Origin of the sequence: Streptomyces sp. NPDC020362 (assembly GCF_040642095.1) — a bacterium.
Taxonomy (GTDB): Bacteria; Actinomycetota; Actinomycetes; order Streptomycetales; family Streptomycetaceae; genus Streptomyces.
The window spans coordinates 1-20,104 of the sequence record NZ_JBFAET010000047.1 but is presented as its reverse complement, the minus strand read 5'-3'; the positions used below and the strand labels follow the sequence as shown (position 1 = coordinate 20,104).

Sequence of the window (20,104 nt, the reverse complement as noted above, 5' to 3'; positions counted from 1 at the left end):
CCCGTACGACGCACTCGTCGTACGGGCCTCTCACCGCACCTCGACGAACGCCTCGGCGTCCCGCTCCGGCCGCGGTCCCGGCTCCGACGCGGGGTGGCCGATCGCCACCGCACCCATCGGGTCCCAGTCGTCGGGCAGTGCGAGCACCTCGCGCACCACGTCCCGGCAGAACATCGTGGACGACACCCAGGCCGAGCCCAGCCGCTCCCCGGCCAGCGCGATCAGGAAGTTCTGCACGCCCGCGCCCGCCGCGACCACGAACATCTCCCGCTCGGCACCGTCCCGTCGCGCGTCCCCGTAGGTGTGCGAGCCGTTCATGACGAGGCAGGGGACGACGAGATACGGCGCGTTGCGCAGGACGTCCCCACGCCGGACGCGCCGGGCGACGGACTCCTCGGTCCGGCCGTCCCGCCGCAGGTCCGCGATCCAGGCGTCCCGCATCGCGTCGAGCAGCCGTACCCGCGACTCCTCGGACTCCAGCAGCACGAACCGCCAGGGCGTGGTGTGGTGCGGCGCCGGCGCGGTCAGCGCGGCGGCCACCGCGCGCCGCACCGCACCGGGGTCGACGGGCTGGTCGGTGAAGGCCCGTACCGTACGCCGCTGGGTCACCGCCTCCCGGACCGCCTCGGAGGTGCCGAGCCGGAACATGTCGTCCCTCGCGGAGCGCACCAGCGCCTGCGCCCCCTCGCCGTCCTCCTGCGCCACCACATGGGGCAGTCCGCGCACCACGGCGACTGGCCGCCCCGCCGCCTTGCCCTTGACCAGGTCGCCGGCGGCGGCCAGCTCGTCCGCGGTGGCGACGACGGTGGCGACGAGCGGGTTGCCGTACCCGTCCGTGTCCCCGCGCAGATCGTCCAGCACGCGCACGCCGGCGGCGCCGATGGCCACGTCCGTCAGCCCCGAACGCCAAGGGCGCCCGAACGTGTCGGTCACGACGACACCGACCGTGACGCCGAGGGCCTCGCGCAGCCCTTCGCGGATCGCGCGCGCGGACGCGTCCGGGTCCTCGGGCAGCAACAGGACGGTCCCGGAAGGGGTGTTGGAGGCGTCGACACCGGCAGCGGCCATGACCAGGCCCCGGCGGTTCTCCACGATGCGCAGCGCGCCGCGCCGGGCCACCACCCGCACGGTCTCGGCGTCGATCGCGGCCTCCCGGTCGTCCGCCCGGACGATCCGGCCCTCGGCCTTGGAGACGATCTTGGACGTGACGACCACCACGTCCCCGTCGGCCAGGCCGGGCTCGGTGGAGACGATCAGCTTGGCCAGGTCGTCGCCCGGCTGTACCTCGGGGATTCCGGGCAGGGCCCAGACCCGGTACTCCGGGTTCTGCGGAGGCTCCTTGCTCACGCCCCCCGCACCTCCTCGGCCAGCGCCAGCGCCTCCCGCGCCATCTGCGCGGTGGCGTCCACGTCGGTCATCATCAGCGGCACGGCCCGGCAGCGGATCCCGTCCGCCTCGATCCGCTCGACCGCGCCCGCGTCCACGGTGTCGACCAGCCAGCCGTCCAGCAGCCCCGAGCCGTAGTGCTCGGCGACCGCCGCGGCCGTGGACTCCACGCCGACCGCGGCGAGGACCTTGTCGGCCATCCCGCGCACGGGCGCGTCCCCGACGATGGGGGACAGGCCCACCACCGGGACGCCCGCCTCCGCGATCGCCTCACGGATGCCCGGCACGGCGAGGATCGTGCCGATGGACACGACCGGGTTGGACGGCGGGAAGAGGATGACGTCCGCCTCGGCGATGGCCTCCAGGACCCCCGGCGCGGGCTTGGCCCGCTCGGCGCCGACCGGCACGACCGCCTCGGCCGGGACCGAGGCGCGCAGCCGCACCCAGTACTCCTGGAAGTGGACGGCCCTGCGCTCGGCCTCGCCCGTGGCGGAGCCGCTGTCGGGCAGGGTCACGGCCACGTGGGTCTCCACGCGGTCGTCGGTCATCGGGATCAGCTTCACACCCGGCTTCCAGCGGTCGCACAGCGCCTCGGTGACCGCGCTCAGCGGATAGCCGGCACCCAGCATCTGGGTCCGCACGATGTGCGTGGCGAAGTCCCGGTCGCCGAGGCCGAACCAGTCCGGGCCGACGCCGTAGGCGGCCAGTTCCTCCTTGAGGCGGAAGGTCTCGTCGGCCCGCCCCCAGCCCTGCTCCTCGTTGATGCCGCCGCCCAGCGTGTACATCACCGTGTCGAGGTCCGGGCAGACCTTCAGCCCGAAGAGATGGATGTCGTCGCCGGTGTTGCCGATGACCGTGACGTCCGCGTCCGGCACGGCGTGCCTGAGACCGCGCAGGAACCGGGCACCACCGATGCCGCCTGCCAGAACCACAATGCGCATGGGCCCCAGTCTGGCAGGCGGGTACGACAACGCGTCAGGCGGTCGATGCGTCAATCAAGCGGTCAACGCGGCGTTCAGGCAGTCACCGCTCGGGGCTCCGTACGCGGCCCGGTGCGCGCCTCGCAGTGCGGGGACGTGGGGGTCACCCCGGTCGAATCAAGCTGAGACTGGGGGAGCATCGGCATCTCGGTCAGGCCCGGGTGGTAGATGTGCAGGCTCACCGCCGGCTCCAGCGCGTCGTTCACCACCTCGTGCACGTACCCCGGTGCGAACACCCGCTGCGTGCCGGGTCGCAGCGCGCGCGTGGCGCGTTCGGTGCGCTCGCTCAGGGTGCCCTCCAGAACGGTGAGGACACCGGAGGAGCGGCCGTGGTCGTGCAGTCCGCTGCCCTGCCCGGGCACCCAGGACAGCAGCCACACCTCGTAGCCGGGGCCGGTGCGCAGCCGGTGGTACCAGCGGGTGGTGGCGTCGTAGCGGACGAGGTGCGCCCACTGGGAGCGGTCGGCGGCGATGGCGCGGGCGAGGCCCACGAACTCGGCGACGGTGGCCGGGTGCTCACGCGGAGGCTGGAGCAGGTGCGTGACTTCGAGGATGTCGCCGGCGATCTGGAGGTCGTTGTCGCTGTTCATCGGGTGCTGTGATTCCTCGGCGGAAGAGTGGGGTGCCCTGAACGGGGGTTCTGCGAGGGAGGGAGCGGCCGGGCCACGAGACCCGGCGACAGCTGGAGCGCGTCGGCTCAACAGCTGGAACAGCAACAACAGCTACAGCGAACCGGGGCAGCACCGAGGGACCCGGCGGTGCGGGTCGAGGTGAGTGCCAAGTTCGCGAGCATGCCCACAAGGACACCGGTTCACACTCGCACTGTCAACTCGGCGCCCGGTATGTGGGACATGTTTCACCTCATCCGGTTCAACTGTCAGGTGAAAGGTTTGTGCATCTAGATCCCCGGACACATGGCGCACATCCGAGCGCTCAGGCCCCGCGGAACGCGATCGAACGCAGGGGCGTCCTTCTTCGTACAGGGATCTGTCAGAGATCTGTACGAGGTGCGCCGCCCTTCCGGGTCTCATCTGCGCGTCAAGGTTTATGGCGATTTGAACACTTTCCGCATGGCCTTGGTTCCGCAGAGTGAATAACGGGCTCAATAGCAGATCTCGGCTTGACTCGCCCGGAGCAGCACACTTGTAATTTCACTCGTGTCGTTCAGCCGAAATCGGTAACGGCTACGCACGGGGACGTGAAAGACAGACGAGGGGCGCACATGACCGAGCTGGTGCAGCAACTGCTGGTCGACGACGCGGACGAGGAACTCGGCTGGCAGGAGCGCGCGCTGTGCGCCCAGACCGACCCCGAGTCCTTCTTCCCCGAGAAGGGCGGCTCCACCAGAGAGGCCAAGAAGGTCTGCCTCGCCTGCGAGGTGCGCTCCGAATGCCTCGAGTACGCCCTTGCCAACGACGAGCGTTTCGGTATCTGGGGCGGTCTGTCCGAACGTGAGCGTCGAAGGCTGAAGAAGGCCGCTGTCTGACCGGACTCCGACCACTTCCTGGTCGCCGTCTTACCGAACGGCGCGATCTTCTGAACACAAGGCATACGAACGGCCCGTCGCCGGTGGGTTATCCACAGGCGGCGGGCCGTCCTTATGCCCAGCCGATAGTGTGGTCGCTCGTCCGAGACGCCCCGCTGTCCCCTGGGGGCACAGGCGTCCACCGCAGTCCATCGAACCGGGGCCCGTACCTCGATGTCCGTGCACAGCCAAACGGCAGCCCAAGACGGAGCTGTCATCCCTGAGTTTCCGCGTCATGTGGTGACCGCGGTCCTCGTCTCCCACGACGGCGCCCGCTGGCTGCCCGACGCGCTCGCCGGGCTGCTCGGCCAGGAGCGCCCCGTCCAGTACGCGGTGGCGGCCGACACCGGCAGCGCGGACGACTCCGCCCAGCTGGTCACCGAGGCCCTCGGCGACGACCGCGTGCTGCACCTCGCCCGGCGCACCGGCTTCGGCCAGGCCGTCGAGGAGGCGAGCCGCACGGCGCCCGTCCTCACCCCGGAGGAGCTGCCGTACCTCAAGCGCCCCAGCGGCTGGGACCCCGTCACGCGCTCGTGGCGCGACGACGCCTACGACATGCCGGAACTGCCGTACGGCGAGCCCGTCCAGTGGCTGTGGCTGCTGCACGACGACTGCGCACCCGAACCGGACGCCCTCGCCCGGCTGCTGCGGGTCGTCGAGAACGAGATCGAACTGGGCCGCGACGACGTGGCGGTCGTCGGCCCCAAACTGCGCGGCTGGTACGACCGCCGGCAACTGCTGGAGGTCGGCGTCACCATCGCCAACTCCGGCCGCCGCTGGACCGGCCTGGACCGCCGCGAACAGGACCAGGGCCAGCACGATCACGTCCGCACGGTGCTGTCCGTCTCCACGGCCGGCATGCTCGTGCGCCGCGACGTCTTCGAACAGCTCGGCGGATTCGACCGCCGGCTGCCCCTGATGCGTGACGACGTCGACCTGTGCTGGCGCGCCCACAGGGCCGGCCACCGCGTCCTCATCGCCCCCGAGGCCGTCGTACGGCACGCCGAGGCGGCCTCCCGCGAGCGCCGCACCGTCGACTGCCTGGGCCGCACCGCCGCCTCCCCGCACAAGGTCGACAAGGCCGGCGCCGTCTACACCCTCCTCGTCAACACTCGCGGTGCCGCGCTGCCCTGGGTGCTGCTGCGGCTCGTCCTCGGCACCCTCCTCAGGACCGTCGCCTACCTCGTGGGCAAGGTTCCCGGCCAGGCCGTCGACGAGATCCGCGGCCTGCTGAGCACCCTGCTGCGGCCGGAGCGGATCCTCGCCGGACGCCGCCGCCGCGGACCCTCGCAGATCGACAAGGACGAGCTGCGCCAGTTCTTCCCGCCGCCGGGCGCGACCGTCCGCGCCACCGTGGAACAGGTCGCGGGCAACTTCGCCGGCCGCTCCGACGCCGACACCTCCTCGGCCGGCCGGCACGGCGGCGCCGTGGAGTCCGGACCCGGCGGTGACGACGCCGAATTCCTGGAGGTCGAGCAGTTCGCCCGGCTCAAGCGGATCGCCCGCAAGCCCGGCCCGGTGCTCTTCCTGGCCCTGCTCCTGATCTCGCTCGCCGCCTGCCGCTCCCTGCTCAGCGGCGGCGCCCTCGTGGGCGGCGCCCTGCTGCCCGCCCCGGCCGGCGCCGGCGAGCTCTGGTCCCGCTTCGCGGACGCCTGGCACCCGGTGGGCGCGGGCGGCACCCCGTCCGCACCGCCCTACCTCGCCGTCGTCGCGACCCTCGCCTCGATCCTGTTCGGCTCCACCGGCCTCGCGGTCACCGTCCTGCTGGTCTGCTCGGTCCCCCTGGCCGGCGTCACCGCCTACTTCGCCTCCCGGCCGCTCGTCACCTCCCGCCTGCTGCGCGCCTGGGTCGCGATCGCCTACGCGTTCCTGCCCGCCGCCACCGGCGCCCTGGCCGGCGGCCGCATCGGCACCGCCGTCCTCGCCGTGCTGCTGCCGCTCGTCGCACGCGCGGGCGTCGCCGCCGCCGGTCTCGGCAATGCCTCCGGGGCGCGCGGCAGTTGGCGCGCCACCTGGGCCTACGCCCTGCTGCTGACCATCACGACGGCCTTCACGCCGATCGTCTGGCCCATCGCCCTGGTCCTCGGCCTCGGTGTGCTGGTCCTGCGCCGCGGCGACCTCGTCGCCCACGGCCTGCGGTTCCTCACCCAGCTGGGCACCCCGCTGCTGGTCCTCGCCCCCTGGTCGCTGACGCTGCTGCCCTTCGGCTTCTTCCGGGAGGCCGGCCTGGACTACGGCTCCTCGGCCGCCTCCGCCGTCGACCTGCTCGGCGCCAGCCCCGGCGGCCCCGGCACCGTGCACGGCCTGATGCTCATCGGCATCGTCCTGGCCGCGCTGGCCGCACTCCTGCGCTCCGAACGCCGGCTGGGAATCCGCGCCGCCTGGGCAGTCGCCCTGGTGGGCCTCGTCTTCGCCGTCCTGTCCAACAGGTCCACCTGGGCCGGACCGGCCACCCTCGTCTACGGCATCGCCCTGCTGGCCGCCGCCGCGCTCGGCGCCGACGGGGCCCGCGCGCGCGTGGCCGAGCAGAGCTTCGGCTGGCGCCAGCCCGTCGCCGCCCTGATCGCGTTCGCCTCGGCCGCGGGCCCGCTGCTCGTCGCCGCCGGCTGGATGATCGGCGGCGCCGACGGCCCGCTGGAGCGCCGCGACCCGGCACAGGTGCCCGCATTCGTCGCGGAGGACGCCGCCACCGGCGACCAGGCCCGCACCCTGGTCCTCGACAGCGACTCCACCGCACGCGTGCGCTACACCCTCGTCCGCGGCTCCGGCGCCCGCATGGGCGACGCCGAACTCGCCGCCGCCGACGGCGAGAACGCGAAACTCGACAAGATCGTCGCCAACCTCGTCGCCGGCTCCGGCGCCGACCAGGCGAGCCAGCTCGGCGGCTTCGCCGTGCGCTACGTCCTCGTCCACAAGGGCGCTCCCCGCGATGTCACCCGCGTCCTGGACGCCACACCCGGCATGAGCCGGCTCAGCCAGCAGAACGGCAGCGCCCTGTGGCGCGTCGACCAGCAGGTCTCCCGCGCCACCATCGTGCCCGCGGGCGGCGCCGGCGCGGCTGTGTCGGTCGCCGCCGGACCGGTGGACATCCACACCACCGTCCCTTCCGGCTCCGGCAGCCGCGTGCTGCGCCTGGCCGACGCCGCCGCCGACGGCTGGACGGCCACCCTGGACGGCAAGCCGCTCACCCGCACCACGGTCGACGGCTGGGCCCAGGGCTTCCAGCTGCCCTCGACCGGCGGCAGGCTCGACGTCACCTACGACGCCCCGGTCACCCACACCGGCTGGCTGTGGGCCCAGGGCGCGCTCGCCGTCGTCCTCGTCGTCCTCGCCCTGCCCGGCCGCCGCCGCGACGTGGACGACGACCTCCCCGAGGAGCAGCCGCTGCCCGCCCAGGCCAGTGCGGGGGAAGGCCGCCGCGCCCGCCGCCTGCGCGCCCAGGCCGAGGAACCGGCCGACCAGGAGCAGCCCGGTGTGCCGCCGCTCCCCGAGGAGACCCCGGCCGCCGTCCCGCACCAGCAGCAGTACGCCGACTGGGACGCCGCGTCCTACCAGGGCACCGAGTACGACGGCTACGGAGCCGACCAGTACCAGGGCGCCGACCAGTACCCGTCCGGCGGCTACGACCAGCAGGCGTACCAGCCCGACCCCTACCAGAACGCCCAGTACGACCCCTACGCCTACGGCGGAACGGCCGATCAGCTCCCGTACGACCCTGCGGTCTACCAGCAGGGCTACGACCCGGCGTACGACCCGGCCCAGCACCCCCACGGCACCGGCAGCGAGCGCCCCGACGGGAGCCAGCAGTGAACCGCACCACCCTGTCCCTGATCGCCGGCGCGACCGCGCTGGCCGCCGTCACCGGGTTCGCCGCGCTCGATGCGCCCTCCGCGTCCGGCGCGGGCCCCGCCAAGGCGGCGGCCGCGCTGCCCGTGGAGCGCACCAGCCTGCTGTGCCCCGCGCCGAGCATCTCCGACATAGCCGACACCTCGTACACGTCGTTCACGCCCGTCACCAAGGGTGCGGACAGCGGCGGCAAGGCCGAACTCCAGGCGGCCGCCGAGCAGTCGGTGGACGGCACGAGCAGCACCAAGAAGGGCGGCAAGGACGCCGGGAAGAAGGCGGACGAGCCGGTCCTCACCCCGAAGGGACCCGGCACGCCGGTCACCGGCGACACCTCCGGCGCGGACACGCCCGCACTCGTCGGCATCGCCGACGGGAAGTTCGCCCCCGGCTGGACGGTCCAGGAGACCACCGAGGTCGCCGCGGGCACCGGCCGCGGCCTCCAGGGCGTCAACTGCTCCGCTGCCGACACCGAGTTCTGGTTCCCCGGCGCCAGCACGTCCGCCGACCGCACCGACTACGTGCACCTCACCAACCCGGACGACTCCGCCGCCGTCGTCGACATCGAGCTGTACGGCAAGGGCGGCGCGATCAAGTCCACGGTGCCGGACGGCTTCACGATCCCGCCGCACGCGAGCAAGCCGATCCTGCTCTCCACGCTCACCGATCAGCAGCAGACCGACCTGACCGTGCACGTCAGCGTGCGCAGCGGACGGGTGGGCGCGGCCGTGCAGGCCCTCGACGACAAGGTGGGCGGCGACTGGCTGGCCGCGGCCGCCGACCCGGCGGGCAGCCTGGTCCTGCCCGGCATCCCCAAGGACGCCACCGACGTCCGTCTGATCGCCTTCACACCCGGCGACTCGGACGCGGACCTGAAGGTCCGGCTGGCCTCGCCCGACGGTCTGATCACCCCGGCGGGCAGCGAGACCCTGCACGTCAAGTCCGGCATGACGACTGCAGTCGACCTGCGTGACGTCACCCGCGGCGAGGCGGGCTCCCTGGTGCTCACCCCCACCGACCAGTCGGTCCCGGTCGTGGCGGCCCTGCGCGTGGTGCGGGGCAAGGGCGCCAAGCAGGAGACGGCGTTCATCCCGGCCACGGCCCCCGTCGGCACGCGCGCCACCTCCGCCGACAACAGCGGCAAGTCCACGACCCTCTCCCTGGCCGCTCCCACCGGCACCGCCACGGTCAAGGTCACCGCCTCTGCGGGCAGCGAGGGCGGCACCGCGGTGTCGAAGACGTACACGATCAAGTCGGGCACCACCCAGGACGTCGACGCCCCCGTCCCTCCGGGCCTGAAGGGCACGTACGCCCTCACGGTGGAGCCCGTCTCCGGCGCCCCGGTCTACGCTTCCCGCACCCTCTCGGCCACCGAGTCCGGCATCCCGGGCTTCACCATCCAGACCCTGCCGAACGACCGCGGCCTGGTCTCGGTGCCCCAGGCGGACGAGGACCTGTCGATCCTCCAGAAGTAGCCACCTGCGCAAACGGCGCCCGGCTGCCCACAACAGCCGGGCCCCCGGAGTGGCTCCCCGCTGGGCAGCGCCCCTAACTGTCGTGGCCGCCTCACTGGGCTGCGGGCAGTCGTGCCGCCGGAACGGGGCGGTCGGGCGATGGGGGTCCCCCGCTCGAGCGAAGCGGGGAGTCGGGGAGGCACCCCGCCGGTGCGGGCGTGCGAAACCCCCGCCCGGCCGCAGCACGGGGCACCTGCACAGCCCAGCCCCCCGTACCCCGCCTAATCCTCCCCGTACCGAGGATCCACAGTCTCCGGAGTCAGCCCCAACAACTCGGCCACCTGCTCCACCACCACCTCGTGCACCAGTGCGGCCCGCTCGTCCCGCCCCTTGGTCCGGATCTCCACCGGCCGCCGGTACACCACGACTCGCGCCCGCCGCCCCTCACGCGCAGGGATCACCCCGCCCAGCGGCACCGCCTCGTCGCTCCAGCCCTCCGTGCCCCGCCCGTCCAGCCGGGGCACCTCGAGCACCAGGAAGTCGATGTCGGCCAGCTGCGGCCATCGCCGCTCAAGACGCTCGACAGAGTCCTGCACCAGGTCCGCGAACACCTCGGCACGGCTGGCCGCCAGCGGCACCTGCGGCGGCGCGATCGGCCCGCGCATGCCCCGCCCGTGACGATCACGGCGACGGGGCCCGGGGCCGGTGGCGCGGGGTGGTACACGGTTGTCCATCACTGGTGAAGCGTAGTCCCCGCGCGCTCGGCCCGCCCGGCCCCCACGCGCCAACCCGCCGCCGAGCGCACGGCAACAAGCCACTAACGACCGTATGTCGAAGCTTGACCATTCCGGCCAAGGTCTGGCTCGTTTCCGTAACCCTCCAAGACCACCGAACTCAAGCCAATTGACGTTGTTTGTACCGACTCATGACCATGCGCAGCCCGGCCGCGGACTTTGCGTGAACCCGTCCGTGCAGGTCAGCAGGGCGTGTTGGGTAGGATGTGTGCGGTGTTTCACAAGGCGACACGGTGGAGTGACCCGGTGGAGAGTCGTCGCGGCCCGCTCAAGAGTGCGGTACCGTCCAACGTCGTGAGCCCTGTACGTCGCTGTTCGCGCACCGCTTGCGGCCGACCCGCCGTCGCGACGCTGACGTACGTCTACGCCGACTCGACCGCGGTCCTCGGCCCGCTCGCGACCTACGCCGAACCCCACTGCTACGACCTGTGCGCCGAGCACTCCGAGCGCCTCACCGCCCCCCGCGGCTGGGAGGTCGTCCGCCTCCTCGACGGCTCCGCTCCCGCACGGCCCAGCGGGGACGATCTGGAAGCGCTCGCCAACGCCGTGCGCGAGGCGGCCCGGCCCCAGCAGCGGGCGGCGCAGGCGGGCGGCGGCGGAGCACGCACCGTGGACCCCATGGAGGTGGCCCGCCGAGGCCATCTGCGGGTCCTGCGTTCCCCGGACAACTGACGCCCCTCCCACCGGCGCACGGCCCCCGAACGCCACCGCACGCGACTCCTCGCCACCCCCGTCAGGGGTTACGGCTGGGAGTCCACATGGTGTCCGCACACCTCGCCCTTACCCCTGACGGGTAGTTTGTGCTCACCCATAGGACTTTCAGGAGGGTTGGCCGTGGCTGGTGATCTGTCGCAGATCGTGAAGGCGTACGACGTACGCGGAGTGGTCCCGGACCAGTGGGACGAGTCGCTGGCCGGCCTCTTCGGCGCCGCCTTCGCCGAGGTGACAGGCGCCGCGGCGATCGTCGTGGGCCACGACATGCGCCCCTCCTCGCCCGGCCTGTCCCGCGCCTTCGCGCGCGGCGCGGCCGACCGCGGGGTGGACGTCACCGAGATCGGCCTGTGCTCCACGGACCAGCTGTACTACGCCTCGGGCGCACTGAACCTCCCCGGCGCGATGTTCACGGCCTCCCACAACCCGGCCCAGTACAACGGCATCAAGATGTGCCGTGCGGGCGCCGCCCCCGTCGGCCAGGACACGGGCCTCACCCAGATCCGCGAACTGGCCGAGCGGTGGCTGGAGTCGGGCGCCCCGGAGCCCGCCGCCGAGCCGGGAACCCTCACCACGCGCGAGACGTTGGACGACTACGCCGCGCACCTGCTCTCCCTCGTCGACCTGGCCTCCATCCGCCCCCTGAAGGTCGTCGTCGACGCGGGCAACGGCATGGGCGGCCACACGGTCCCCACGGTCTTCGCGGGCCTGCCCCTGACCCTCGTCCCGATGTACTTCGAACTGGACGGCACCTTCCCCAACCACGAGGCCAACCCGCTCGACCCGGCCAACATCGTGGACCTGCAGAAGCGGGTCCCGGCGGAGGGCGCCGACCTGGGCATCGCCTTCGACGGCGACGCCGACCGCTGCTTCGTCGTGGACGAGAACGGCAACCCGGTCTCCCCGTCGGCGATCACCGCGCTGGTCGCCGCACGCGAGCTGGCCCGCAACGGCGGCAAGGGCACCGTCATCCACAACCTGATCACGTCCCGCACCGTCCCGGAGGTGGTGAAGGAGAACGGCGGCACCCCGGCCCGCACCCGCGTCGGCCACTCCTTCATCAAGGCGGAGATGGCCCGCTCCGGCGCGATCTTCGGCGGCGAGCACTCCGCCCACTACTACTTCAAGGACTTCTGGAACGCCGACACGGGCATGCTGGCCGCCCTGCACGTCCTGGCGGCGCTCGGTGGTCAGGACGGCCCCCTGTCCGCCCTCGTCGCCCAGTACGACCGTTACGCCGGCTCCGGCGAGATCAACTCCACCGTCGCCGACCAGGCCGCTCGTCTCGCCGCGATCCGCGCCGCCTACGAGGGCCGCGACGGCATCACCCTGGACGACCTGGACGGCCTCACGGTCGCCGCGTCCGACTGGTGGTTCAACGTCCGCCCGTCCAACACGGAGCCGCTTCTGCGCCTGAACGCGGAGGCGAAGGACGAGGCGACGATGAACAAGATCCGCGACGAGGCTCTGGCGATCATCCGGGCCTGAGCCCGGGACAGGGCAGCTGCGCGTCAGGCCCGGACCTGGGGGCTCCATGTCCGGCCCGGGCCTCGGGCCTCCCGCCTGTCCACATCGGGCCCGGACCTCGGGCCTCCCGCCCGCTCACGCCGGCCCGGTCCGCTCGGCCGCCCGAGCCCTCCCCCCGGGAGCTCGCTTCCCGGCCGACCGGGCCGGGACGGGGCCCCGCTGCGCGCGCGAGCGCGAGGGAGGGCGGGCGAAAAACCCGGGGTCCATGGGGCAGCGCCCCCTGGACGGCGCGCGAGGCCCGGCCCAACCCCTCCACCAGCGGTACGCTGACCAGCACATCAGCAAATCCGTATCAGCCCGAAGGGACACCCCATGCCGCTCGAAGCCGGCCTCCTGGAGATCCTCGCCTGCCCGGCCTGCCACGCCCCTCTCAAGGAGCAGGACACCGAGCTGATCTGCGCCGGGCAGGACTGCGGCCTGGCCTATCCCGTCCGCGACGGCATCCCGGTCCTGCTCGTCGACGAGGCCCGCCGCCCCGCGTAAGACGGCCACCACCCTGAGCACAGGGCCGTAGCCCCGCGCACAGGGTCGTCAGTCCCGGATGAAAGGGCCAGTCCCGCACGAGGGGACGTAGAGCCCGCACGAAGGGACGTAGAGCCCCGCGCACAGGGCTCCCCCCGTGACGACGAGGTGCTCACCCCCCGTGACGACGAGGTGCTCACCCCGCGTTCGACCCCCGGTGATCGGAGGCTGCCGCCCATGCTCGACGAATCGCTGCTCGACACCCCGCAGGACCTCGCCGAGGCCGACCGTCGCGGCCTCCTCCGCGGTGCGGCGGAGGCCGGCGCCCGCGTCCGCACCGCCACCCGGCACGCCGCCGAGGCCGGCGTGGGCGATCTCAAGCCCGACGGCCGCCCCCGCGCCGTGCTCATCGCCGGCCCGGGAGCCGCCGCCACCCACACCGCCGACCTGCTCGGCAGCCTGGCCGGCCCCGGCAGTCCCGTCACCCGGCTGGCCCCCACCGGCGTCGCCCCGGCCGCAGGCGCCCTGCGCTGGGAACTCCCGGGCTGGGCCGGCTCCGTCGACCTGCTGCTGATCGCCACCCCGGACGGCACCGAACCCAGCCTCTCCCTGCTCGCCGAGCAGGCCTACCGCCACGGCTGCTCGGTCGCCGCCGTGGCCCCGGCCGGCACCCCGCTCGCCGAGGCGGTGACCGGCGCGCACGGCTTGTTCGTCCCGATGGCGACGGCGCCGTACGACCTTGAAGAGCCCCTCGCCGCGTCCTCGCCCGGCGTCTTCTGGGCCCTGTTCACCCCGCTGCTGGCGCTCCTCGACCGCATCGGCCTGCTCGATGCCGCGCCCGAGGACCTGGAGAAGGTCGCCGACCGTCTGGACCAGATCGCCGAACGCTGCGGCCCGGCCATCGTGACCTACAGCAACCCCGCCAAGACCCTGGCCGCCGAGCTCGCCGACGCGCTGCCCGTCGTATGGACGGAAGGCAGCTCGGCCGGGCCCGCCGGCCGCCGTTTCGCCGCCGCCCTCGCCGAGCTCGCCGGCCGCCCCGCCCTGGTTGCCGAACTCCCCGAGGCGCTCGCCGCCCACAGCGCGCTGCTGGCCGGCCCGCTCGCGGCCAGCGCCGATCCGGACGACTTCTTCCGGGACCGCGTGGAGGAGACGCCCGCGATGCACGCGCGCGTGGTGCTGCTCCGCGACCGCCCGATGGGCGGCCTCACCGCCGCCCCCGCCGCCCGTGACCTGGCCCTCAGCCACGACACCCCGATCAGCGAACTCGAACCGGAGGAGGGCGTCGAACTGGAGACCCTCGCGGAACTGATCGCCATCACGGATTTCGCCGCCGTTTACCTGGCGCTCGCTTCCGGGGCCTGACCTTGCTCAGGGTCGGCCCTCAGGGCCGGCCGACCCGCGCCCATCATGGGTACGGAACCGGCCCCGGCGCCGGCCGAGCAGCGTACGCAGGGAGACAGAGAAACCACATGGACCGCCTCGACAACACCGTCCGCCCCTACGCCTGGGGTTCCCCCACCGCCATCCCGCACCTGCTCGGCGACGAGCCGACCGGCGAACCGCAGGCGGAGATGTGGATGGGCGCGCACCCGGGCGCACCCTCGCGCACCGGGCGCGGGACGCTCCTCGAGGTCATCGAGGCGGATCCGAAGGGCGAACTGGGTGCCGGGACGGTCGCGAAGTTCGGCCCGGGGCTGCCGTTCCTGCTCAAGATCCTCGCCGCCGGCGCCCCCCTCTCCCTCCAGGTGCACCCCAACCTGGAGCAGGCCAAGGAGGGTTACGCCGACGAGGAGCGGCGCGGCATCCCCGTCGGTGCCCCGCACCGCAACTACAAGGACGCCAACCACAAGCCCGAAATGATCTGCGCGCTCACGGAGTTCGACGGCCTGTGCGGCTTCCGTGACCCGGTCCGGGCCGCCGACCTCATGGAAGGCCTCGGCGTCGACTCCCTCAAGCCGTACGTCGACGTGCTGCACGCCCACCCCGAGGACGCGGCCCTGCGCGAGGTGCTCACCGCGATCCTCACCGCCGACCCCGAGGACATGGCCCGCACGGTCGCCGAGACCGCCGCCGCCTGCACCCGTCTCGGCGGCGACTACGCCCCCTACGCGGTCCTCGCCCACCACTACCCGGGCGACCCCGGCGTCATCGCGGGCATGCTCCTCAACCACGTCCGCCTGCAGCCGGGCGAGGCCCTGTTCCTCGGCGCCGGCATCCCGCACGCCTACATCAGCGGCCTCGGCGTCGAGATCATGGCCACCTCCGACAACGTCCTGCGCTGCGGCCTGACCCCCAAGCACATCGACGTCCCCGAACTCCTGCGCGTCGTCCGCTTCGAGGCCGGCGACCCGGGCGTGCTGCGCCCCGAGGCCTCCCCGGACGGCGAGGAGGTCTACGAGACGCCGATCGACGAGTTCCGGCTCTCCCGGTACGTCCTCCCCGAGGGCGCCGCCGCCCACGACCTCACCCTGGACACCCCGCAGATCCTGCTCTGCACGGCCGGTTCCGTCCGGGCGGGCGATCACGAACTCGCCCCCGGCCGGTCGGTCTTCGTCCCGGCGGGCGAGAAGGCCGAGGTGTCCGGCGCGGGCACCGTCTTCCGTGCCACTGTGATCGTATGACCGGGGCTGTGGATACCTGACGCACCGCCGCCCCGGCGGGCTGCAAGAATGACCCACCGGCAAAGCAGGGGCAAAGCCGGGCACACGCCTGGGCGGCGTAGACGTACGAGGGCGAAGGGACAACGCGGACACATGAGCGCGTCAGGCGGTACGAAGGCGATCGTGGCGGCACTCGGCGCCAATCTCGCGATCGCGGCATCGAAGTTCGTGGCGTTCGCGTTCAGCGGCTCCTCGTCGATGCTCGCCGAGGGCGTGCACTCGCTCGCCGACTCCGGCAACCAGTTCCTGCTGCTGATCGGCGGCAAGAAGGCCCAGCGCGAGGCGACCCCGCAGCACCCCTTCGGCTACGGCCGCGAGCGCTACATCTACGCCTTCCTGGTCTCGATCGTCCTCTTCTCGGTCGGCGGCATGTTCGCCATCTACGAGGGCTTCGAGAAGATCAGCCACCCGCACGACGTGGAGCACTGGTACTGGCCGGTGGGTGTCCTCGTCTTCGCGATCATCGCCGAGGGCTTCTCCTTCCGGACCGCCATCAAGGAGTCCAACGAACTGCGCGGCACGCTGTCCTGGTCGCAGTTCATCCGCCGTGCCAAGGCGCCCGAGCTGCCCGTCGTCCTGCTGGAGGACTTCGGCGCGCTCATCGGCCTGGTCCTCGCCCTCGGCGGCGTCGGCCTCGCCCTGCTCACCGGCAACGGCGTCTGGGACGGCGTCGGCACGGTCTGCATCGGTGTCCTGCTCGTCCTGATCGCGCTCGTCCTGGCCGCGGAGACCAAGTCGCTGCTGCTCGGCGAGGCCGCGGGCATCGACGTGGTCAAGCAGATCGAGGCCGCGATCGTCGACGGCGACACGGTCACCGGCGTCATCCACATGCGCACCCTCCACCTCGGCCCGGAGGAACTGCTGATCGCCGCCAAGATCGCCGTGCAACACGACGACACGGCCGCCGAGGTCGCGAACGCCATCAACGCGGCCGAGGCCCGCATCCGCGCCGCCGTCCCCATCGCCCGCGTCATCTACCTCGAACCGGACATCTACAGCGAGGCCGAGGCCGCCAAGGGGCCGGACCCGGAGGCGACCCCGGGCGGCCCGAACCCGCACGCGACCGGCCACTGAGCCCTTGCACGGCCACGGGGCCCGCCGATCGTCCGGCGGGCCCCGTCGTCCGTCGTCCGTCCTCGTCCGTCCTCCCGGCCGGACGCACGTCGTGGTCAGACCGGCTGCACCGGCCACGGCGCGGGCGGCACCTGCGCCGCCTTTCGCCGCCGTACGGCCCACGCCCCGATCCCCAGCCCCATGCCGGTCAGGACGAGGACGCCCCCGAGGAACAGGGCACCGACGAGCAGCGCCGGGTCCGTACGATCGTCCGTCACCCGGCCCTGCACCGCGCCCGCCGACACCGTCCCGCCCTGCTCGTCGAGGTGGAAACGCGAATCCTGAGAGTTCGCGCGGTAATCGCCCAGCAGGAACAGCCGGCCCTTCGGAACCTTCACGTCGTACGGCCTGTGCACGCCGTCGGGGTCGTTGCGGTACACGTATGGCTCCTCGACCGGCTTCCCGTTCACGGTCACCCGCTCCCGCGAGCCCACGGTCGTGCAGCACGCGACCCGGTCACCGCCCACGCCGATGACCCGCTTCATCAGGAGCCCTTCGACACCGTAGGACGGCGGCGCCGTGAACATCACGATGTCGCCCCGCCGCACCTCGCTCCCGTCGACACGCTCCCAGATGATCCGGTCCCCCTGTTCGTACGTCGGCGTCATGCTGCTGCCCGACATGGTCGAGGCTCCGTATGCCGTCCGCAGATGGACGAAAGTGCCGACCGCCAGCGCCAGCCCCAGCAGCCCCACCACGAGCGCCGCGATTCCCAGTCCCCGCCCTCTGCCTGCCATGTCCGTCCTCCCCACGCGGTCCGTCCGCGGCGCGGAGAATAGCGACCCACTGTGAACTCCCCGTGCGGGTGGTGCGGGTGGTGCCTGCGGTGTGTGTGCAGGGCGCGTGGTGCGCGTGGTGCGTGATGTGCGGTGCGTTTGCTGCGCGCGGTGCGTGATGTGCGCGGCGCGCGACGTGTGGTGCGTTTGGGGTGCGCGGAGCGCGTGGTGCGTGTGGTGGGGGCTGTGCGGGCCTGAGGCTGCCGGGGGCAGACCCGCGCGGCCCCTCCCGTCACCTCATCCGACCTCCCCGAGCACGTCGAGCACGGCCCGCTCGTCCGCTGCCGCCAGCAGCCGCTCCCGGAAGCCGGGGTCCATCAGCTTGCGGGACAGCAGCGCGAGGATCCGCAGATGCTCGTCGCCCGCTGCCGCCTCCGGAACCGCGATCATGAAGACAAGCCGGGCCTTCGTACCGTCCAGCGACCCCCACTCGACGCCCCGGTCCGACCGCGCGAACCCGACGACCGGTGCGGTCACCGCGTCCGTCTTCGCATGCGGGATCGCGATCTCCTCACCGAGCCCGGTCGTCCCCTGCTCCTCGCGCCGCAGCGCGACCGCCACCAGTTCCTCGACATCGGTGACCCGCCCGCTGCGGCTCAGCAGCTGCGCCATCTCCCGGATCGCGGCCTCCTTGCCGTCCGCGGCGAGGGCGGTCCTGACCGTCCGCTCCGTGAGGTGCCCGGAGAGCACCTCGGGCATCTCACCGGAGGCACCCGCACCGCCGGCCGCCCCTTCGGCGGACGAGCCATGGGCCACCGGCTCCACGACCGCCGAAGCGGTGGCCGACGGGGCGGCGCCGACCACCGCAGCGGCGCCGACCGTCACGGGCTCGTGCCCGGCCTGGCCGGGAACGACCGCACCGGCCCCGGCCGGCACGGGCTCAAACCCGCCGGGCGACGCGGGACCCCTCCTGCGCTCGGCCACGTCCACCAGCGTCACCGTCGTCAAGGCCGTCACCACCGTGCCGATCGCCACGGCCACGAAGAACATCGGAACGCCGCTCACGGCACCCAGTACCGCCACGATCGGCCCGCCGTGCGGCACCGCGTCCTTCACCCCGGCCAGCCCCGCGACCGCACCGGCCACCGCGCCGCCCAGCATGTTGGCCGGAATCACCTGCGCGGGCCGTGCCGCTGCGAACGGGATGGCTCCCTCGGATATCCCGAAGCAGCCCATGAACAGCGCCGCGAGCCCCGTCTCCCGCTCCTGCTCGGTGTACAGCCGCCTGCGGATCAGCGTGGCCAGGCCCTGCCCCAGCGGCATCACCGGAATGGCGGCCGCGCACATGCCCATCACCGTCTGGTTGCCGCTCGCGATGAGCCCCGCACCGAACAGGAACGCGGTCTTGTTGACCGGCCCGCCCATGTCGAACGAGATCATCAGCCCCAGGATCAGGCCCAGCAGCACCGCACTGGTGCCGGTCATCCCGCCGAGCCAGCTGGTCAGGTGCTCGAACACCCAGGAGATCGGCTTGCCGATGACGTAGATGAAGAACAGTCCGAGCGCCGTCGTCGCCACGATCGGGATGACGATGATCGGCATGACCGGCTGCACGAACTTCGGGACCCGGACCTTCTTGATCCACAGGACCAGATAGCCGGCGAGGAACCCGGTCACGATCGCCCCGATGAAGCCTGCGCCCGCCTTGGAGTCGTAGAGCGCCCCCGTGTTGGCGATCCAGCCGCCGATCATGCCGGGCACCAGGGCCGGCCGGTCGGCTATGGCGTAGGCGATGTATCCGGACAGGATCGGGATCATCAGCTGGAAGCCGATCCCGCCGATCGCGTTCACATGCGCCCAGAAGGTGCCCTCCGGAATCACGTACCCCTTGGCCGTCGCATGGCCGCCCAACGCCAGCGAGACCGCGATCAGCAGACCGCCGACGACCACGAACGGGATCATGTACGAGACGCCGTTCATCAGCGCCTTGTAGACCGCGCTCCGCTCCTTGCCACCGCCCGCCGGGGCCGCCGGTCCGGCGGAAGCCCCGTCGGGCCTGTGCACGGGCGCCGACCGCACCTGCTCGATCAGCCGCTCCGGGTGGTGGATGCCCTCGGCGACCGGGACCGTCAGCACGCGCTTGCCCGCGAAACGGCTCAGGTCGACATCCTTGTCTGCGGCGACGATGATGCCGTCCGCGCTTCTGACATCGTTGTCATCCAGGACGTTCTCGGCTCCGATGGATCCCTGGGTCTCCACCTTCATCTCGATGCCACGGCTCGCCGCCGCCTGCGCGAGCTTCTCCGCCGCCATGTACGTGTGCGCGATGCCGGTCGGGCACGCGGTCACCGCGAGCAGCTTGATCCGCTGCCGCTGGTCATCGCCGCTGCCCGTGGGGGGAGGGCCGGTCGGACTGGTCACGTCGATCTCCTAACGCCGTCGTCACACGAGGCGCCGTCCCGGTCGCCCCGCGAGATCGATCGGAACTCCCGATCACCCTGCATCCTGCAACACCGCGACTCTCGCTCAAAGACGTGAAATTCCCTGTTCATCCTGGTCTGTTGGCTCGTGCCCCATGCTTTCCGGGCACCGGCCCACCGCTTCGATGCCCCCCGTCCGCCCCCGGCCGAGCTCCTCGATCGGCTCGAACTGTCCGGAGGCGGACTGGGGTCGGCGGGGCGCTCCGGTGTAGCTTGGGACAGAGCCAGACGTCGCTGCTGATGGCGGTCGGGCGGTCCTGATGCGGACCGACCGAGGGAGAGAGGGCCTCCGACGGACTGCGCTGCGCGTACGTGGGCATGCCTGTGTCCTCATCTCGGGCACACCTGTGTCCGCCGCCGCGCAGACCAGCCGTACCCACCTCGACCCGATCCCGAGGAGCAGTTCGCAATGACGACTGTCGACAACCGGCAGGACTTCAAGGTCGCCGA

The 20,104-nt window shown here is 72.5% G+C and carries 15 protein-coding genes; 9 read left to right on the top strand and 6 right to left on the bottom strand.

From position 1 onward, the window contains the following. Positions 1-30 precede the first annotated feature (30 nt). From AB0H32_RS19240 to AB0H32_RS19230, 3 genes are all read right to left on the bottom strand, one after another. Positions 31-1,347: a coenzyme F420-0:L-glutamate ligase gene (locus AB0H32_RS19240; protein ID WP_361121583.1), complete on the bottom strand. Its 1,317-nt coding sequence runs from the start codon at positions 1,345-1,347 to the stop codon at positions 31-33. Continuing rightward, positions 1,344-2,327, bottom strand: a complete 984-nt coding sequence (gene cofD / locus AB0H32_RS19235; RefSeq protein WP_361121580.1) for a 2-phospho-L-lactate transferase — start codon at positions 2,325-2,327, stop codon at positions 1,344-1,346. The genes AB0H32_RS19240 and cofD overlap by 4 nt, the downstream gene beginning before the upstream one ends. Positions 2,328-2,401: 74 nt before the next feature. Further along, the gene (locus tag AB0H32_RS19230) at positions 2,402-2,956 is read right to left on the bottom strand and encodes a cysteine dioxygenase family protein (RefSeq protein ID WP_361121577.1); all 555 of its coding nucleotides are present in this window, start codon (positions 2,954-2,956) and stop codon (positions 2,402-2,404) included. A 632-nt stretch (positions 2,957-3,588) separates the two neighbouring features. Here AB0H32_RS19230 and AB0H32_RS19225 point away from each other — a divergent pair. The 3 genes from AB0H32_RS19225 (at position 3,589) to AB0H32_RS19215 (ending at position 9,209) form a co-directional block, all read left to right on the top strand. Beyond that, a complete protein-coding gene (locus AB0H32_RS19225) occupies positions 3,589-3,852 on the top strand; it encodes a WhiB family transcriptional regulator (protein ID WP_003975777.1) in 264 nt (87 codons plus the stop codon). Positions 3,853-4,065: 213 nt separating this feature from the next. Continuing rightward, the gene (locus AB0H32_RS19220) at positions 4,066-7,701 is read left to right on the top strand and encodes a glycosyltransferase (RefSeq protein ID WP_361121574.1); all 3,636 of its coding nucleotides are present in this window, start codon (positions 4,066-4,068) and stop codon (positions 7,699-7,701) included. After that, positions 7,698-9,209 (top strand): DUF5719 family protein, encoded by a 1,512-nt coding sequence (locus AB0H32_RS19215; RefSeq protein WP_361121571.1) that lies wholly within the window; start codon positions 7,698-7,700, stop codon positions 9,207-9,209. The genes AB0H32_RS19220 and AB0H32_RS19215 overlap by 4 nt, the downstream gene beginning before the upstream one ends. Before the next feature lie 260 nt (positions 9,210-9,469). On the opposite strand, the gene AB0H32_RS19210 is transcribed toward AB0H32_RS19215, so the two are convergent. Continuing rightward, positions 9,470-9,922, bottom strand: coding sequence for a metallopeptidase family protein (locus AB0H32_RS19210; protein WP_361121667.1), 453 nt, complete (start codon positions 9,920-9,922; stop codon positions 9,470-9,472). A gap of 306 nt (positions 9,923-10,228) precedes the next feature. Between AB0H32_RS19210 and AB0H32_RS19205 the strand changes: the two genes are divergently transcribed. From AB0H32_RS19205 to AB0H32_RS19180, 6 genes are all read left to right on the top strand, one after another. Beyond that, positions 10,229-10,654: a DUF3499 domain-containing protein gene (locus tag AB0H32_RS19205; RefSeq protein ID WP_361121568.1), complete on the top strand. Its 426-nt coding sequence runs from the start codon at positions 10,229-10,231 to the stop codon at positions 10,652-10,654. A gap of 162 nt (positions 10,655-10,816) precedes the next feature. Further along, positions 10,817-12,181, top strand: a complete 1,365-nt coding sequence (locus AB0H32_RS19200; protein WP_361121565.1) for a phosphomannomutase/phosphoglucomutase — start codon at positions 10,817-10,819, stop codon at positions 12,179-12,181. A 351-nt stretch (positions 12,182-12,532) separates the two neighbouring features. Next, positions 12,533-12,703 (top strand): Trm112 family protein, encoded by a 171-nt coding sequence (locus AB0H32_RS19195; RefSeq protein ID WP_359063054.1) that lies wholly within the window; start codon positions 12,533-12,535, stop codon positions 12,701-12,703. Positions 12,704-12,919: 216 nt separating this feature from the next. Beyond that, positions 12,920-14,047 (top strand): SIS domain-containing protein, encoded by a 1,128-nt coding sequence (locus tag AB0H32_RS19190; RefSeq protein ID WP_361121562.1) that lies wholly within the window; start codon positions 12,920-12,922, stop codon positions 14,045-14,047. A 107-nt stretch (positions 14,048-14,154) separates the two neighbouring features. Next, positions 14,155-15,306, top strand: a complete 1,152-nt coding sequence (gene manA, locus AB0H32_RS19185; RefSeq protein WP_361121559.1) for a mannose-6-phosphate isomerase, class I — start codon at positions 14,155-14,157, stop codon at positions 15,304-15,306. A 132-nt stretch (positions 15,307-15,438) separates the two neighbouring features. Beyond that, complete coding sequence (locus AB0H32_RS19180; protein ID WP_361121556.1) at positions 15,439-16,419, top strand: cation diffusion facilitator family transporter; 981 nt, start codon at positions 15,439-15,441, stop codon at positions 16,417-16,419. A gap of 95 nt (positions 16,420-16,514) precedes the next feature. Here AB0H32_RS19180 and lepB read toward each other — a convergent pair whose 3' ends face one another. Together lepB and AB0H32_RS19170 are read right to left on the bottom strand one after the other, a co-directional pair. Then, positions 16,515-17,195, bottom strand: coding sequence for a signal peptidase I (gene lepB, locus AB0H32_RS19175; protein ID WP_361121554.1), 681 nt, complete (start codon positions 17,193-17,195; stop codon positions 16,515-16,517). 276 nt (positions 17,196-17,471) lie between these two features. Then, positions 17,472-19,595 (bottom strand): fructose-specific PTS transporter subunit EIIC, encoded by a 2,124-nt coding sequence (locus AB0H32_RS19170; protein WP_361121551.1) that lies wholly within the window; start codon positions 19,593-19,595, stop codon positions 17,472-17,474. Positions 19,596-20,104: the final 509 nt, after the last annotated feature.